Origin of the sequence: Xylocopilactobacillus apis (assembly GCF_033095965.1) — a bacterium.
GTDB lineage: Bacteria > Bacillota > Bacilli > Lactobacillales > Lactobacillaceae > Xylocopilactobacillus > Xylocopilactobacillus apis.
Map to the genome: position 1 here is coordinate 232,434 of NZ_AP026801.1, position 14,634 is coordinate 247,067.

Consider the following 14,634-nt stretch of genomic DNA (forward strand, 5'->3'; position numbering starts at 1 on the left):
AGAAAAATATGCAGGTAATTACACAACAAATATTTAATGGAATCTTTTTGGGTAGTATTTATGCCCTCTTAGCTCTAGGTTACACGATGGTTTATGGAATCATTGGTTTAATCAATTTCGCTCATGGTGATGTTTATATGATTGGTGCTTTTATTGGTTATTTTATGATTACTAATTTGCACCTAAATTTTTGGATCACTTTAGTCTTTACAATGGCAGCATGTGCCTTAATCGGGATGCTAATTGAATTTTTAGCATATCGTCCCTTAAGACACCACGGTGCACCTAAAATTACTGCTTTAATTACAGCGATCGGGGTCTCTTTTCTATTAGAAAATGGAATGACTTTTCTCTTTGGAGGAGATTCACGTTCTTTTCCCCAAGCAATTAAATTAGTGACGTATCAAATTGGATTTTTAAGAGTTACTAATATTCAAATTCTGATTTTTGTCGTTGCGGTTGTCTTAATGATTGCATTACAATTTATTGTTCAAAAGACAAAAATGGGACGCGCAATGCGAGCAGTATCAGTTGATACGGATGCAGCTAGTATTGTAGGAATTAAGGTAGATCAAACGATCTCATTTACTTTTGCAATTGGTTCAGCATTAGCTGGAGCAGCAGGTGTATTAATTGGTCTTTACTATAATTCAATTGATCCTTTAATGGGAATGACTCCCGGAATTAAAGCCTTTATCGCAGCAGTTGTCGGAGGAATCGGAGTAATTCCAGGAGCTGCAATTGGCGGTTGGCTGATTGGTTTGATTGAAACATTAACTTATTCAATTGGAATTTCTTCATGGAAAGATGCAGTAGTATATGTAGCTTTAATTCTAGTTCTGTTAGTTCGTCCAACAGGATTGTTTGGTAAAAAAGAAGGGGAGAAAGTTTAATGAAGAGAAATGTAAGAGATCAGCTTATATGGTTAGCAATTGCAGTTGGTGGCTGGCTATTAATTGATTTACTGACTTTAGTCGGAATCATTAATCCCTTTATCCTAACGATTATTACAATGATTGAAATTAACGTTATTTTAGCCGTTAGTTTAAATTTAATTTTAGGTATTTCAGGACAATTTTCTTTGGGTCATGCTGGATTTATGGCGATCGGGGCCTATTCTTCAGCGATCATCGCAGAAAAAGTTGATAATTTTGGTGGCTTCTTAATCGGAATTTTGATTGGAATTGCCATTTCTGGTTTAATCGCGTTAATCGAAGGAATTCCGACGTTGCGATTAAGAGGTGATTACTTAGCAATTGCAACGCTTGGAGTTTCTGAAATCATCCGAATAACCATCAACAATTTAGAAATTACAAATGGACCAAAAGGAATTTTTAATATTCCTCAACAATCAAACTGGTCGATTGTTTATATCTTTGCAGCAGCTATAACAATTATTATTGTTAATATTGTTCATAGTAAAACTGGTCGGGCAATTCTATCTGTACGGGACAATGAAATTGCAGCAGAATCAATTGGATTAAATACAACTAAATATAAAGTTATCGCCTTTGTTATTGGAGCCGCAGCTGCCAGTGTGGCAGGGAGCCTTTATGCAACATACCTTCAAAGCATCACTCCTGGTAACTTCTCGTTTATGCAGTCAATTTCAACTTTAATTATGGTTGTTCTTGGAGGAGTCGGAAGTATTACGGGTTCAATTTTGGCAGCAGTGGTTTTAGGATTTGTTGATGTTATTCTTCAAAATTATGGAGCGCTAAGAATGGTTCTGTACTCATTGTTGTTAATAATTTTTATGCTGTTTCGTCCTTCGGGATTTCTTGGAAGTTGGGAATTCTCAGTTAAACGTCTTTTTTCCGCTAAAGATAAATCGCAAAAGGAGACCAAATAATGGAATTATTACAAGTTGAGCATTTGACGAAAAACTTTGGTGGATTAACAGCAGTTAGTGATGTATCTCTAAAAGTAGATGATAATGAATTAATTGCTTTAATTGGACCAAACGGCGCAGGGAAAACCACAATCTTTAATTTATTAACCGGCGTAAGCGTTCCAACCAGTGGAACCGTAAAATTAAAGGTGAATGACAATCTTGAGTCATTAAATGGTAAACCTGTTCATACAATAGCAGATCTTGGAATGGCCAGAACTTTTCAGAATATTAGACTTTTTAATAATCTAACAGTTTTGGATAACGTGATGGTTGGAATGACCAGTAAAACAAAGGAAAATATGTTGAGTGAAGTTTTCCGTACACCTAGCTTTTATCAAACAGAAGATTCAATGTATGAAGCAGCGATGAAATTATTAAAGCTATTTAAAATGGAAGATAGTGCTGATCAGCTGGCAAGCAATTTAGCTTATGGGGAGCAAAGGCGTTTGGAAATAGCACGCGCATTAGCCACAAAACCCAAATTACTGTTTTTAGATGAACCAGCAGCCGGAATGAATCCAAACGAAACAGCAGATTTAACCAATACTATTAAAATGATTCAAGAAGAGTTTAAAATTGCAATTGTTTTAATCGAACATGATATGAGCTTAGTAATGGGATTAGCAAAAAGAATTTATGTCTTGGAATACGGAAAGTTAATTGCTGAAGGGACTCCGAGTGAAATTCAAAATAATGAAGAAGTAATTCGCGCTTATCTAGGAGGTGACGATAATGACCTTGCTTGATGTTTCAGATTTAAATGTTTCTTATGGAGCAATTAAGGCCGTTACGGGAATTAGTTTTCACGTTGATGAAGGTGAAATTGTAAGTTTAATCGGCGCAAACGGTGCTGGAAAATCTACGACTTTATTGACAATTTCCGGCCTAATTAAACCAGAGTCAGGAACAATAAGTTTCTCCGGCGAGCAATTACCCAGAGATCCTTCGAAAATTGTATCTGCTGGAATTTCTCAAGTCCCTGAAGGCAGGCATATTTTTCCAGGCTTAACGGTGCTTGAAAATCTTCAGATGGGTGCATTTCTTCGCCATGATCGTGATGAAATTCGATCTGATTATGACAGAGTTTTTGACCATTTTCCGGTTTTAAAACAACGTCGAAATCAAGATGCAGCAACATTATCAGGTGGGGAACAGCAAATGTTGGCAATGGGAAGAGCAATGATGGCTCGTCCAAAATTAATGCTTCTCGATGAACCTTCAATGGGTTTAGCACCACTTTTTATCAAAGAAATCTTTCGGATTATTAAGCAAATAAAAGAAGAAGGCACGACAGTTTTATTAATTGAACAAAATGCTCGTACTGCTTTAGCAATTGCCGATCGAGGATATGTTTTAGAAACAGGAAATATCACGATGTCTGGTACAGGAAAAGAATTACTGAATGATCCAGCAGTTAAAAAGGCGTATTTAGGAGGATAAAATGGCTGTTATTGATTACATGACTAAGGATTTGATTACGGTTTCTTTAGATGAACATATAAATGAAGCTTTAGATATGATGAAAAGTAATCACATCAATCAAATTCCAGTACTTAAAGATGGTAAATTAGCGGGATTGATTACAAGAGAAGATATTGCAGCTGCCTTGCCTTCATCGTCTACTAGTCTTAGTGTTTATGAAATAAATTATTTAATTAGCAAAGCAATGATCTCAGATGTCATGGAAAAAGATGTAGCAACTATTTCTTCAGATGCTCAATTAGAAGATGCTGTTAAAATTATGCTCGATCGTAACATTAATGTCGTTGTAGTAGAAGATAATAATGAAGTAAAAGGAATTGTGACAAAAAATGATGTATTTGATGCTTTCCTTCAAATTGCCGGTTATGATTTGAAGAATAGCTCTTTTATTCGAGTGAAAGTTGCAGAAGATGCCAAGGGAGTTATCGCAAAGATTGGCGAAATTTTGGCTAATAATGGTTTTACAATTCTAAATTTGGTTGTGATTAGGCATTCTGTCGATCGGGTTATTGAGCTTCATGTCGAAGGAAAAGATCTTTTAAAACTTAATAAAGATTTGACTGAAGCAGGTTTTGATCTTGAATAAGTTAAATCAATTAGTTAATATGTAGGTCAGCTGATAAAGCTGGCTTTTTTAGTCAAGTGCGATTTTTAGAGCAGTTTTTTTTTAATTGTGAAAATGAAAGTGTTATAAAATAGATATAATAATTATAGACATTTTTGATTGGAGAGGAGTATCTTGAAAAAGGTTAAAAGTTTTCCTCTATTTTTAATAATAGCGTTAGTCTTTGTAGTTAACTTTAGCTCAGTAAATGCTGACATTACTAATGTATCAGTAACACCACAAATTGATTCTGGTGATACAGATAAATTTGAAATGGTTGTAAAACCGGGTGAGAAACGAACCCTGACAATTGCATTTACAAATTTTGGGTCAGCTGTTGAGAGATTGACGATTCAGCCTACTAACGCGCAAACAGACGCAACGGGTAATTTTGTCTATAATGAGGTTATAAAAAAGGGGACTGATGGTCTTCAGGCAGCATTTGCTGATATGACATCAAAAAAGACAATAACATTACAGCCGCAACAGTCAAAGACTGAGACTTTAACAGTAAGTACTCCTAATGATCGTTTTGATGGAGTCATTTATGGCGGCCTAAATATTTATAGTGTTAATGCTGACGGAGGACATTTAAACGGGGAAAGTACGCCGATTCCAGTTATTATTACCCAAACGAATGAAAATGTTCCAGGTAACGGTAAAGTTACAGGAATTGAGGCACAGGCAATCTCATATCAGCCCAATATTGTTATTAATTTAGTTAATAATAAACCTGGTGAGGCTCGAAATGTTTCTTATAATTTGATGATCCAGCGAAAAGGGATGTTCAGCTTTCTAGGGTTTAATGGAAGAAAAGTACCTGTTTATCAGTCCGATTTAACCATCGCTCCTAATTCGACACTACCAATTCCGGTTAATTTTAAGCAGCAGCCGTTAAAAGCAGGAGAATATATGGTAACGGGCAGTTTTACCGTTAATGGTAAAACTCATAAAGTTAATGAGACGTATAAACTTAGTAAATCTGATGTTGAAAAAGTTAATAAGCAGTCTAAAGGCTTGATTTATGATAAAACTTGGATTTTTGTACTTGTTATTATTGGCTTAATTATTTTAATTGGAATTGTAATTTTCTTAATTGTTAGACAAATTCGTTATAATAGAAGAGAAGAAAATAATCGCTTGGTTGCTGAATCTGATAAGATTTTGAAATCTGAACAAACTCAAGAGTCAAAAAGCAGTTCTAAATCTACACCTCCTCAATACGGACAGAGTAATGTTCAAAACAATCAGCGGGGGACTAATCAAAATCCTTATCAAGGACAGGCACCAAATTCATATCAGAATTCGGGACAAATGCCATACAATCAGCCATTAAATTATCAAAATCCTTATCCGAATAATGGGAATTTTCAACAAAATAATTCAATGGCTCCAAATCAAAGGCAAAATCAACCAATTAATAATCAGTCAATTCCAAATTATAATAATCCGTCTCCTTCAATGGGTCAAAACGCTAATCAAGGACAATTTTCTAATGGTCGTCCGCAACAGGTTAATCCAAATTATGGCAACCCGCAAAATCAAGGACAGCCTCCGGTTTACGGATCTTATCCAAATCAGCAGGCAGGAATGGTTCAGCCTAATACTTCACAAAATAATTTTAGACCTAATCAAAGTGGACCAAATAATTTTGTTCAGCCGGTTAATGGGAACAATGTAAATCCATTGCCAAATCAATATTATGGTCAAACGCCTAATAATCTAAATTCTCAACAGATGAATAATAATAGTTTAAATGGACAAGGGCCTGGTTTAACACAAAATCAAAACTTTGGGAATCAACCGAAGCCCAATTCAACAAATAATAGTGAAGAGTCTAGTAATCAGCAAGATTCTGACTGGGATCAAATTTCATTGGATGATCTTATGAAAAAGCACTAAGCCGACACCAAAAAGGTGCTAATTAGTGCTTTTTTATGAATAAAATAACGGATAAAATGGTATAAGACGTTTACTTTTAGTAAGATTAGTGAATGGATAATTAAAGTAATAAAAGGAGTTATATCTTGAAAAAGATACCCAAGTTTATTTATGTTTGTGGATTGTTATTTTTTTCTTTAATAATATCAAATACATTAATTGTAAAAGCTGCGGATGATAACAATTTACAAGCTGTGATGCCAGAAATTTCCGTAATTACTGACGAAGAAGGATTCACTAAGAGCAATAATAATGGTTTTTATGATATTAACTTTAAACCTGGTGAAAATATTGTTTTAGGCGCACGAATTCAAAATACAGTAAATAAAAAAATCGATGTTGAAATTACACCTGGAACCGTGATTACTAATCAAGGGCATATAGTTTATGGGGATCAGTCAAATCAAATGATTGATAAAAGTAATAAATATCCTTTTTCAAAAATGGTAAAGAAGCAAACTGTTTCAATTGAACCAAAAGGATCTTTAGAAGTTAAAATTCCTGTCAATGTTCCAAAAGAAAAATTTAATGGGACAATTTTAGGAAATATAGCATTTACAGTGTTAGGACAAGATGAACAGACAAAAAGCCGTAAAAGTTTAGCAACAATTACTAATGTTGTACGTCAAGCTTTAGTTGTACGTCTTCGTCAGGGATTTCAGCCAGATCCTGATTTTGAAATTGGAAATCCTTCAACTGGCGGAAGTCTAAAAGGCCCTACTTTTACGATTCCCATTCGAAACGTAGCAGCAACTTATTTTAAGGAAAATGCCGGTACAAGAGTTCATTATGTTGTGACAAAAGAAAATGATAAAAATGTTACATACACAAGTACTGATAAAAATATTTCAATGGCTCCAAACTCTTTTTACAATGGAGTTATATCCACTAAAGGAAGAGCAATCGAGCCTGGTCAGTATAATATGAAAATCTCAATTAAATATAAAGGGAAAACTACGAGATTTTCAAAGAATTTTGTTGTAACCAAAGCACGAACAAAAAATATTAATAAAGGTTCTACACTTAAATCTAAAGAATCAAAGTCAGGGTTTAATTTTTTAATCGTAGCAATAATATTTGTTATTATTTTAATCATGCTATTTGCTCTTTACGCTGGAATGCATCGAGCACAGACAAAATCTAAAACAAATGATCAGGGTGACCGAAGAGTAAGAAGTCGAAGTAAAAAGTGATATCTTCAAAAAGAAGAAAATGATTTATAAAGAAATGAACATTTAAAACACTTGTTTAAGTTATAATAATACTAGTTGATTTCTAGATCAAAATTAAGATGAATTGCAGTCGTGGCATCTTGCAAGATGACTAAGTGGGACATTCTCGATCTGACACAACGCATATTTTTGAATTATTCTGATGAGGATTAATTTAAAACCAATAGCTAATAGTTAGACCGGATGATGTTAACAGTCTAACATTCAATTGGAAAATTTGATGCTAGGTGATATTTGTTCTAAACAAACTGCAGGTTTAGAATCTTACTACGAAAATAGATTTTTGTATTAAGAACTGGGGAATAATGTTTATTGGAAACTGAATGCTGGGACTTCACTTGAATTCAGTGACATAATGCTGTAATAGAACAATTAAATAGTCGGAATTTGGGAATTGTTTTTAGCCATAACAATCTTATAATCCAAAAACCAAAAAATAATTTATTAAGAACGGATCGATTAATTCTTAGACTTTAGTTATACTATTAATAGGTAAACTTTGGGTGGAAATATAATAATGAAAGAAAAAAGGAAAAATTTAAAATCATCTCTATCTTGTGCAGCAGTTTTAGCACTGTTTTCTCCGATGATGCTTCAAAAACCTGAATCGGTACAGGCTCTTCCGGTGGCTTCAGCTGCGACAAATGTTGGAATTACTTTTAATGATGGTGTCCTAACATTGGTTTCTGTTCCGAATTTTGACTTTGGAGCGAATAAGTTAGACGATACTACAAAGTTTGTTCCTTTATATGCATCTGCATCAAGTACAGTTGGTGATCCGGTGAACGGGGCATTTATGGATCAGACTAGTTCAGCATCTCCTACAAGAACTTTAAGAGATTCTACTAAATATCGATCTTTAATTGTGTCAGACAGCAGGCTTCCGATTAATAGTTCAGGAACTTATAATGGTTGGACTGTTTCAGCACACATGACTGTTGGTTCAGCTGCTTCTCTTGGATCAACTAATATTAACAGTCATGTTAGCGCTGGGGATCCAAACCCTGATGCAGGGGTAATTGGAGGAGTTGCGCAAAAGTTTGCGGCAGCAATTGAATTCGGCAACGGATTTGGTAATAGTTTAGCGATTTCATCATTAACTGGCGGTCAAGCAGGTAATTCGACTCCAGTTTCTCATCCGGCAACTTATTATAATTCTGATCCTAATATGGAGGGAAAATCTTATACTTCATCAGGAGCGCCAATAAATACTGTTTCAAGATGGACTCGGGTTGATACGGACACAACTGATGTACCAGCTACGGATAATTCAGTAAGTGGTGTTTTTGCTGGACTTTTCTTTCCGCGACTCGCAAAAACCCCAATTGCTAATAATGCAGCTCAGATAACGGCCGTTGCGAGCAGTGATCCAAATAATAATAATGTTGCTAATAATTCTCAAATCACAACAATACCGATGGGTAATACAGATAATTATTTGTGGGGGTATCTTGGTACTCAACAGACTGCTGCTGCATCTAGTCGGCCTGATAGTGTATCAAATGGTGCATGGGCATTAGATTTTCACGATAAAGGATCGGCTATTATGTCGATGCCAAAAGCAGTCGCTTTGAATCGTCACGGTACGTATGTTTATAATATTTATTGGACTTTAACATCAGGATTTCATCAGAATCCTTGATAAAAATTATTCGATAAGTTTATAATTAAAATCTCCATTAGGAGGTTTTATTTTTTTTTATGATTATTTTATGTAAATAAAATTTTGATTAGTGTTTTTAAGATACAATGGGGTTATGGTAACAAAAAAAAGAAAAGATGTTTGGCTTTTAATTTTAATAATATTATCTTTTTTCTTGATAAATGACCGTGTTTCAGCTGAAACAGGGATATTTAGTGTTAAACCAATTTTTCCGGATAATCAAATTAGTCAGCAAAATGCGTATTATTTATTAGTAAAACCAGGAGATAAACAGAATATTTCTTTTTACGTTACGAATTTGAGGAATTACACTCAGACTTTTGAAATAATGCCTGGAATGTATGTTAATAATTCTCAAGGAGATATGGCACTTACAACAGACAAAAAAGATTTGGATCCTAGTTTGCCGGTAAATATGATGGATATGGGTGTAAAGCCCACATATCTTACAGTTCCAGCAAATCAAACAGTTAAAGTTAGTCAGGTGTACAAAATCCCTTCTGAGAAATTCAAGGGCTTAATTTATGGTGGAATTCGGGTCATTTCAGGACTTCAAAATTCTTCAGAAATGAAAAATAGTAAAAAGTCTCGGGCTTTGATTAATACATATGCTCAAATGGATACAGGAGTTATTATGACGATGGATAAAAATTACCCTAAAGGGAAGCTGATCGTTAAAAATGTAACCCCAAGTGCTGCTGTACCTAGACCCGTTTTTAATATTAAAATTCAAAATCCAGAAGGGACAATTATTGATAGTCTTAATTTAAAGGCTAAAATAAAAAAAGAGGGTTTTAACGTTCCTAATACTAAAGTGTCAAAGGTGGAATTATCTAATGATTATTACGGCTATACAGTTGCTCCTTATTCGAAGTTAAACCTAGTAATGAATATTGGCAAGACTCGGCTGCAGCCGGGTAAATATACACTCAAACTAACTGGTAAATCTCATGGCCATAAGTTTAATCAAAAATATAATTTTATGGTATCTCAAAATATTGCAAATAAAATAAATAAAGATAATTCTCAAATTAGTGCAGATTATACATGGCTTTACTTCATCATAATTATCGGAATTATTTTAATTCTAATCGCATTTGTAATCTTTATGTATTTCTTCGGAATGAAAAAAGTTTTGCACCTGCCAGAAACTAATAATAAAGTGCAAAGTCCAAGGTCAAGATCGACCAATGAAGTTAAAAATACAACAGAAGTTAAGCGAAATCGTTACGGGACTTCTAATGTTCCAAAACGAAAACGATAATTAGGTTAAGAAATGAAACGAAAAATATTAGACATTTTATTTATATTTTTAACTTTTTTGGGGATAAGCTCAACGGCCAATGCAGCTGTTCAAAATGTTACCCCTTATACCGGATATTTAGCTTACGTTCGAAATTATGGAATTCGTCTTTATAAAAATAGTGGAGTACCTAGTAACACTTATTTACTGCATGGGACCGCTTGGAAAATTTCAGCAAAGAATGTTGATACATTGGGGAGAACATGGTGTCGGGTTGGTAATGACCAGTGGGTTCCTCAAAGTAATATTACTTTGAAAAATCCTAATTACTCGACAGTGCTGACTATTAGTGCTCATGGTAAGAAAACTAAAAGCTATACTTTATATCACTCACCAAGCCGTTTATCACCAATAAAAAACGGGTTAGTCAACAAAAAAGTTGCGGTGGGCTCTTCATGGAAGGTGACCCAATCAGCGACCAACGGTGCTGAAATTTGGTATAACTTAGGGGGGAACCAGTGGATTAGTGGGATGTATACAACAATGCCGGCAACCGCAGGACCTTCAAATGCACCGACGATAACTTTTAAGTAAAGGAGACGATGTCTTATTTTTTAATGAAAATTAGTAAAATTGATATTATTAAATGGTTTGAATGTTACCAATATTTTTAAATTGATTTGGTTGCCAACTATGTGAGATCACAATGACAGTTTGATCTTTAAGATTCATAACCACTTGCTTAATTTTTTCTGCTGTTTGGGGGTCTTGTCCGCTATCTGGTTCATCAAGAATAATAATTGCTGGTTTGATTGTAAGAGCACGAGCAAGCGAGATTCTAACTTTTTCACCGCCAGAGATCTCGTTTCCGTTATAGGTTACATGACGATCAAGTAATTTTGTAAGTCCCAACTCGTTTAACTCATCTGTAATTTTTTTGATTGAATTTGTGTTAAAAAGAGTGATATTGTCCGCTACGGTTCCATTAAATAATGTAGGATTTTGATCAACATAAATCATATTTTTTTTAAATTCATGTGGATCTATTTTTGTAATATCGACATTTCCGATTTTGATGTTTCCTTTTGCAGGAGTAAGTGCTCCTGTTAAGATTTTCATTAGAGTTGTTTTTCCAGCACCGCTTTTACCGACAACGAGAGTAAATTTATTTTGTGGAAAAGCTGTCGAAAAGTCCTTAAAAATGAGTTTATCTTTTGTATAAGCAAAGTCAATTTCATTAATTTGAAGATCACCATTTACGAATTTAAGAGTTTTTCTCTTTGTTGAATCATTTGTTTTAAAAATATTTTTAAGCTCTTTTCTCAAAGGTTCTGTTGCAGATGCTTTTAAATGATATGAGTTAAAGGCATTAATTGCTGGAAAGATGTAATTTAACAACTGAGTGGTAATTGTTAAATCTCCAACTGTAATTTTTCCATATAGAATAAAAAGGGCAGCAACTAACATACAAATAATTTGTGAACTCATTCCGATTAAAGTTGAAAGTTCGACGATTCTAGTATCCCAGACTCCCGAACTTTTCTTCTGTTCTTCAAAGGAATTTTCCAAAGCAGCTAACTTGTTTTTAAATGCCTTCCCAGCCGAAAAAGTTCGGATCGTATCAAGACCATTTAAAAAACCATTAACCATCGTTAGTTGTTCTTCAGATTTTAGGTTTAAATCTTTTTTATACATTCCGAATTTTTTTCTAATTTTAGGATTTATAAACATGGGAATTGAAGAGACTAAAAAACAAATCAAAAATATTTTCACGTTAACAAATATTAAAGCAATTGAACAAAGAAAGATCTGGATTAGATAAGTAAAATTAGATAGCAAACTTAGTAAATAATCTTGACCAATAGTTGGAATAGTATTTTCGAGAACATTTAGTTGAGCATCTTTAGATAATTTAATAAATTGGCTTTCTTGATCACTTAAAAGATTATTATAAGCCGTTTGTTTTAACTCAATGGTTGAGATTTTTACTAAGTCTAGTTCGATTTGTTTACTAGAGACAGTTAAAATATAAATCATTACCAGAGAAGTCAGCGATCCAAGTCCGCATAAGGTAACCAGAGTTATTTGTTTTCCAATTGCGTAATTAATAAACCAGCCCATTGTATACGATAGACTTATTTTGCTGATGGTATTTAATAAAGAAAGAATGATCAAAATTATTAGCTTCTTCTTCTGTTTAGTTATAATTAAATCCCAAAATAATGACTTCATCCTCTGCCCCCTGATAATAAAAATGATTTATTTTATTATAGGAACAGCAATAATCTTAAATCAATAAATATAAAGTTTAAAAAAAAAGCCCGAAGGCTTTGAATTTATTACTTTTGATAACGTCCAATTAAATCAACGAAAGCGTCCATAATTGATTGAAGATATTTGATCGTCCCATCATTAGTAATTTTGAGATTGTCATCTAAAAAGCTTGTAACGTTTCCAATGTAAGCTTCAGGCTGCTGAACGGTTGGCATATTTAGAAATACAAGTGATTGTCTAATTTGGTGATTTGCCCCAAATCCGCCCATTGCTCCGGGGGTATCTGAGATAATCACTGCTGGTTTTTGATCCCACAAATTCTTGCCGTAAGGACGAGATCCAACATCAATTGCATTCTTTAATGCTGCGGGAAGTCCTCGATTATACTCAGGGGTTGCAAAAATAATTGCATCAACATCACTTAATTCTTGGCGAAATCTTGACCACTGTTCAGGGACATTTCCCTCATCATCAAAGTCTTGATTATAAAGAGGAAGATCTCCAATCGCTAAGTCCGTTACCTCAAAATCTTTTGGTAATAATTCTGCGGCTTGAGTTGCAATGGCCCGAGTATATGAACCTTTTCTTAAACTACCAATAATTAAACCAACTTTTGTCATTTCTATATTGCTCCTTTACTTACAAATAATAAGTAATATTATATTACATGTTAAAATAATTACAATAGTTAATTTAAAATTCTAAAAAGTCATTGATTTCGAGATCACTTTCCATCAGCATTGTTTTTAAGGTTTCCAAATCCTTCCCAACAAGAGTTGAAATTAATTTTAAAGAAGGATTCTCGACTTCGATTTTCTTGGCAAAATTTGATAATCGATCTAATAGCTCTGCTCTTTGATTATTTTCTTTAACAATGTGTGGAGGTAAGACGGGGAAATTGATTTCGTCGTTTGGAACTTTTTCAATTGTATCAACAGTTGGCACCATTGATGCCAGATAAATGGTTTCATCTTGATACGAGAAAATTTTTTTAAAAGCATCATTCCAATCATGATCAGGGTTTAAATAAATAAGGACAGCCATTATTCGCTGCCCTCTTTTTTATTTTTATAATACTGTTTAAAACCTTTACGATAATAGGATTTAAAATGCCAAATCATTAATTTACGTTTGAAACTAAGATCTTGATCGTAAGTTAAAGTATCGCCAAAGGAGCCGCGGTTAATTAATTCAGTCGCTTCCAGAAAGAAAGGATCGTGCTTGATATAGTTTTTAAACACATCATCAGGTACGGCAGTCCACAGAACGTGTTTTGATTTGTCGTCATTACAGTAAAGAGTAGATTGGTCTTTTAAAGTATCTGAAAAATAATCATCAATTAAAAGCTGCGCAAAAGATGCGCCGTTTAAATTGACATAAAATGACGATCTTCCGAAACGAAGATTAATCTCAAAAAATTTGTACTGCTGATCTCTTGGATCCAATTTTACGTCAAAATTAGCGAATCCTGTGTAATTAATTGCTTCAAGGAATGATTTAACCTTTTGGTAGAGTTCATGGTCATATTCGGGTAAAATCACGAGATAATTACCAATTGCGCTCGCCATTGGGTCTTCGAGCAGTGGGTGACCAAGGCTCATCATTTTAACATGGTGGTATTGGTCAACGTAACAATTCAATACGCGATCGGTACTTGCTCCTCCAGGAATGTATTCTTGTAAAATAAAATTTCCGTTATATCCAGCGTTAAATGAAGCTTCTAGAACTGCGTCAACCTCAGACTTAGAATCTAAAATAAAAGCCTTTTTTCGACCAGGGAACTTAACATCTAGCCATTTGACACTATCAACTGCTTTTAAAGCAACTGGAAATTGGCTCCCCAGCTGATCGTATTCAATTTTGTGATAATTATCTGGAGTAACGATTAGTGACTTAGGGTGATCTAAACCAAATTCATCAGCAATTTGAATAAAACTTTCTTTGTCGGTTAGTTTGTCAGTTAATTGATAACTGTTAAAAGGAAAAGTAAAGTAGTTCTTGAGAATATCACTATTTCTAGCTAATAGTCCAACATATGTGTCGCCACATGGAAAAGGGAAGAGCATGACATTCTTTCCATCAAATTCATGGTAAAGATCAATCATGTGCTTCACAAATTGTTGGTCATCAAGCAAATCAGGAAAAATTTTTAAATTAATAATTTTGGAATATTTTGTAGCAGAAAGCTGACTTTGAGCAACAACATCTACTTTTTCGTTTGTAATTTGATGAATTGCCCGCACTTGTCCATAGGCATTTTGATCACTGCCTAACACGATAAAACGATATTTATTCACTTGC

Annotated in this window: 14 protein-coding genes; 10 read left to right on the forward strand and 4 right to left on the reverse strand. The window is 34.0% G+C overall.

From position 1 onward, the window contains the following. The first annotated feature begins 8 nt into the window (after positions 1-8). The 10 genes from R8749_RS01000 to R8749_RS01045 all read left to right on the forward strand — a co-directional run bounded on the left by R8749_RS01000 (position 9) and on the right by R8749_RS01045 (position 10,653). A complete protein-coding gene (locus R8749_RS01000) occupies positions 9-893 on the forward strand; it encodes a branched-chain amino acid ABC transporter permease (RefSeq protein WP_317697137.1) in 885 nt (294 codons plus the stop codon). Further along, positions 893-1,852, forward strand: coding sequence for a branched-chain amino acid ABC transporter permease (locus tag R8749_RS01005; RefSeq protein ID WP_317697138.1), 960 nt, complete (start codon positions 893-895; stop codon positions 1,850-1,852). Before R8749_RS01000 ends, R8749_RS01005 begins: the two co-directional genes overlap by 1 nt. Further along, on the forward strand, positions 1,852-2,640 hold the full coding sequence (locus tag R8749_RS01010) for an ABC transporter ATP-binding protein (protein ID WP_317697140.1): 789 nt from the start codon (positions 1,852-1,854) through the stop codon (positions 2,638-2,640). Before R8749_RS01005 ends, R8749_RS01010 begins: the two co-directional genes overlap by 1 nt. Continuing rightward, positions 2,627-3,334, forward strand: a complete 708-nt coding sequence (locus tag R8749_RS01015) for an ABC transporter ATP-binding protein (RefSeq protein WP_317697141.1) — start codon at positions 2,627-2,629, stop codon at positions 3,332-3,334. The genes R8749_RS01010 and R8749_RS01015 overlap by 14 nt, the downstream gene beginning before the upstream one ends. A 1-nt stretch (position 3,335) precedes the next feature. Next, positions 3,336-3,962, forward strand: coding sequence for a CBS and ACT domain-containing protein (locus tag R8749_RS01020; protein WP_317697143.1), 627 nt, complete (start codon positions 3,336-3,338; stop codon positions 3,960-3,962). Positions 3,963-4,115: 153 nt separating this feature from the next. Then, on the forward strand, positions 4,116-5,882 hold the full coding sequence (locus tag R8749_RS01025) for a WxL protein peptidoglycan domain-containing protein (RefSeq protein WP_317697144.1): 1,767 nt from the start codon (positions 4,116-4,118) through the stop codon (positions 5,880-5,882). A gap of 125 nt (positions 5,883-6,007) precedes the next feature. After that, positions 6,008-7,114, forward strand: a complete 1,107-nt coding sequence (locus R8749_RS01030; RefSeq protein ID WP_317697145.1) for a WxL protein host-binding domain-containing protein — start codon at positions 6,008-6,010, stop codon at positions 7,112-7,114. A 556-nt stretch (positions 7,115-7,670) separates the two neighbouring features. Beyond that, positions 7,671-8,795 (forward strand): hypothetical protein, encoded by a 1,125-nt coding sequence (locus tag R8749_RS01035; RefSeq protein WP_317697146.1) that lies wholly within the window; start codon positions 7,671-7,673, stop codon positions 8,793-8,795. Between the two features lie 115 nt (positions 8,796-8,910). Further along, positions 8,911-10,080 (forward strand): WxL protein peptidoglycan domain-containing protein, encoded by a 1,170-nt coding sequence (locus R8749_RS01040; RefSeq protein ID WP_317697147.1) that lies wholly within the window; start codon positions 8,911-8,913, stop codon positions 10,078-10,080. Positions 10,081-10,092: 12 nt separating this feature from the next. Next, positions 10,093-10,653, forward strand: a complete 561-nt coding sequence (locus R8749_RS01045) for a hypothetical protein (protein ID WP_317697148.1) — start codon at positions 10,093-10,095, stop codon at positions 10,651-10,653. Positions 10,654-10,701: 48 nt separating this feature from the next. Here R8749_RS01045 and R8749_RS01050 read toward each other — a convergent pair whose 3' ends face one another. From R8749_RS01050 to R8749_RS01065, 4 genes are all read right to left on the reverse strand, one after another. Then, positions 10,702-12,291, reverse strand: a complete 1,590-nt coding sequence (locus R8749_RS01050; RefSeq protein ID WP_317697149.1) for an ATP-binding cassette domain-containing protein — start codon at positions 12,289-12,291, stop codon at positions 10,702-10,704. 107 nt (positions 12,292-12,398) lie between these two features. After that, the gene (locus R8749_RS01055) at positions 12,399-12,953 is read right to left on the reverse strand and encodes an NADPH-dependent FMN reductase (protein ID WP_317697151.1); all 555 of its coding nucleotides are present in this window, start codon (positions 12,951-12,953) and stop codon (positions 12,399-12,401) included. Positions 12,954-13,026: 73 nt separating this feature from the next. Then, positions 13,027-13,377: a hypothetical protein gene (locus R8749_RS01060; RefSeq protein WP_317697153.1), complete on the reverse strand. Its 351-nt coding sequence runs from the start codon at positions 13,375-13,377 to the stop codon at positions 13,027-13,029. Continuing rightward, entirely contained in the window at positions 13,377-14,630 is a 1,254-nt protein-coding gene (locus R8749_RS01065; RefSeq protein ID WP_317697154.1) for a carboxylate--amine ligase, read from the reverse strand. Before R8749_RS01065 ends, R8749_RS01060 begins: the two co-directional genes overlap by 1 nt. Between the last annotated feature and the right edge of the window lie 4 nt (positions 14,631-14,634).